This is a genomic window from Streptomyces sp. NPDC006265, from assembly GCF_040613555.1.
In the GTDB taxonomy this organism is placed as follows: domain Bacteria; phylum Actinomycetota; class Actinomycetes; order Streptomycetales; family Streptomycetaceae; genus Streptomyces.
This window is the reverse complement of record NZ_JBEXSH010001050.1, coordinates 1-2,802: the sequence shown is the minus strand read 5'-3', so window position 1 is coordinate 2,802 and position 2,802 is coordinate 1. Positions and strand designations below refer to the sequence as shown.

2 protein-coding genes and 1 pseudogene are annotated in these 2,802 nt (G+C 76.2%); 1 reads left to right on the top strand and 2 read right to left on the bottom strand.

From position 1 onward, the window contains the following. Together ABZ281_RS45010 and ABZ281_RS45005 are read right to left on the bottom strand one after the other, a co-directional pair. Positions 1-869: pseudogene (locus ABZ281_RS45010) on the bottom strand (hypothetical protein); the annotation flags it as partial. Positions 870-978: 109 nt separating this feature from the next. Continuing rightward, the gene (locus tag ABZ281_RS45005) at positions 979-2,154 is read right to left on the bottom strand and encodes an FAD-binding oxidoreductase (protein ID WP_356664132.1); all 1,176 of its coding nucleotides are present in this window, start codon (positions 2,152-2,154) and stop codon (positions 979-981) included. Between the two features lie 288 nt (positions 2,155-2,442). Here ABZ281_RS45005 and ABZ281_RS45000 point away from each other — a divergent pair. After that, positions 2,443-2,802, top strand: a 360-nt coding sequence (locus ABZ281_RS45000; protein ID WP_356664130.1) for a sortase-dependent protein, incomplete at its 3' end; no start/stop codon positions are given.

The following is a 2,802-nucleotide window of genomic DNA, read 5'->3' as shown; positions in this document are numbered from 1 at the left end:
GGGCCCAGCGCCGAGGCGACCAGCGGATGCTGGCGCCCGGCCTCGATCGCCCCGGCCCGGAGCAGTTCCAGGTCGGGCAGCACCCAGGTCGCCGCGTCGGGCAGCACGGGGAGCGAGGGGCCGCGGGAGGGCGCGTACGACAGGGCGGCGCCGCCGCCGTCGCCGGGCACGTCCAGGACCATCCGGTGCCGGGCCCCGATCCGTACGCAGACCCTGCCGCCGGACCGTCCCTCGGCCCGCAGCAGGAGCTCCGCCTCGGCCTCCCACCGGTCCACGGCACACCGGTGCCCGGGCGGCAGCAATCCGCCGTGATCCGGGTCCGGACCACCGTCGCCGGAGCGCGCCCGCAGCTCACCGGCCCGGCGGGCGTCCCACAGATGGGGGTGCAGGTCGAACCGGAAGCGCCGGCTGGGGCGGGGGTGCGGGTGGCGCCGGTCGGCCTCCCGGGTGCGGGACGGGTCCCACAGGGCGAGGCTGATCCGCTGGCCGGCGTCCGCCCAGGCCGGCGGCGTCCGCACCACCAGGTGGAGCGCTCCGGCGCCCGGAGTGCCGTACCGGGCGAGGGAGATGGTCAGGCCCGGCCGCAGCAGCCCGTCGGGGGCGATCCTCGGCATGTGCCAGCGCAGCAGATCGGGGGCGAGGTGGCGGAGGTCGGCCCGCAGCCGGGCGGCGAATTCCCGGCCGTATCGCCGCGCCACCAGGCGGGGTTGGAGGTCGACGTCGAGGTGCGCGGCGGCGCAGGCACCGGCCCAGTCACCGGCGCGGCGGCGCGCGGTCGCGGTCTCGATCATGGAGGGCGGCACGGCGAACTCGCGCACGCGCGGCCAGAAGGAAAGCGGGGAGTCCCCGTTCGCGAGGTCGGTGGGCATCAGCACTCACCTTGCGCGGACGGGTCCCCCAATCTGTTCGGGGAGTGAGTCGTCATCGCGTCGGATGCCAACGGCCGCGGCTCCCGCGCGCAGCCGAATATTTCGCGCCTCACACGATGTGCGACTCGGGCCGGGTCCCGGCGCCGGTGCGGAAGCGGTCGGCGCCGAGCGGGCCTACGTCGACGCAGGGCGTGCGCTCCAGGCAGAGGTCGCGGACGATCTCGCCGACCGCCGGGGCCTGGAGGAAGCCGTGGCCCGAGAAGCCGGTGGCGTAGAGGAAGTTGACGACCTCGGTGGAGCGGCCGATGAGCGCGTTGTGGTCCGGGGTGACTTCGTAGAGCCCGGCCCAGCCGCCCGCCGTGGCCATGCAGGCGAGGGCGGGGGCGCGGTGGCGTACGACCTCGCGGAACAGCTCCAGCCACTGGGGGGTCCAGGTGGTGTCGAAGCCGTCGGGCTCGGCGGGGTCGGCGAGGCCGAACAGGAGGCCGTCGTCGCTGTTGTGGAAGTAGGCCGAGGAGGAGAAGTCGATGGTGAAGGGGATGCGCGGGGCGGGTGGTGCGAGGGGGGTGGTGAAGGCCAGTTGGCGGCGCACGGGCCGCACGGGGAGGGGGACGCCGGCCAGGTCGCCGATGTGAGCCGACCAGGCGCCGGCGGCGCAGACGACCGTGGCGCAGTCGATGCGTCCGCGGTCGGTGCGGACGGCCGTGATCCGGTCGCCTGCGGTGTCGAGGCCGGTGACGGTGGTGTGGGTGGCGAGGACGGTCCCGGCCCGGGCCGCCGCCCGCGCGTAGCCCTGGACGACGAGTCCGGGCCGGGCGTGTCCGTCGGCGGGCGAGTGGGCGGCGGCGACCAGTCCGTCGATGCCGACGTAGGGGCACAGGCGGCGGGCCTCCTCGGGGGTGATCATGCGGCCGGGGACGCCGAGCGAGTTCTGCAGCCGGACACCGGCCTCGAAGTCCGCGGCCTGCTGCCCGGTGGTGAGCAGGAAGAGGTAGCCGACGGTGTCGAGCCGGATGTCGGCGCCTGGGCGTTCGGGGAAGTCCCGGAAGGCGCGCAGGCTCCGGCTGCCCAGTTCGATGTTGAGCGGGTCGGAGAAGTGGGCCCGTACGCCGCCGATCGGTTTGCCGGAGCTCCCCCGGCCCAGCTCGCCGCGCTCCACGACGACGATGTTCCGCACTCCGGCCTCGGCCAGGTGGAAGGCGATGGACGTGCCCATCACACCACCGCCGATGATCACGACGTCGGCGGTGCGGGGGACGGTGGGGAAGACGGGGGAGGAGGTCAACGGGCCATCCCTTCCGGGGTCCTGCGCGTCGTCCCGCCATCGTGCGCCGCGGCGGCCCCCGGCGTCGAGGACCGGACGGCGTCCCGTCCACCGGAGCGTCCGGCCGGAGCCGGTGGGTGACGTCCACCGCCAGGACCAGGCGCCCGTCGGCGGCCCGGGGCTGCGGCCGGCCCGCTCGGGCGACTTTGCCATCTCTTTACAACCCGCCCCGGTGCTGTCTCGTCTCTCCGCACGAACTGTCACCCCGCCCGCCGACCGTCGGGCGGACCGACGAAGGAGTGCGATTCCATGCGCCGAACTGTCCTGAGCGCCCTGGCCCTCGCGGGCACCGCCGTCCTGATGGGCACCGGGCCCGCGTTCGCGGACGGTCCCGCGACCCCGAGCCCGGTCCCCTCGGCCGCCACGCCCACCACCCGGCCCGCGGAGAGCGCGGAGCCGACCCGGGCACCCGAGGCGACCCGGGCACCCGAGCCGGCCCGCGAGACGCCCGGCGCGGAGCCGACCCGGGCGCCGGCCGACGGCCAGGTCTCCGTGCGGCCGAGCGGCGCGCCCGACACCGGTGTGACGGCGACCGGGGCCTCCGGGACCGGCGGCACGGCGATCGGCGCGGGCGCCGCCGCGGTGCTCGCCCTGGGCGGCGGCACGGTC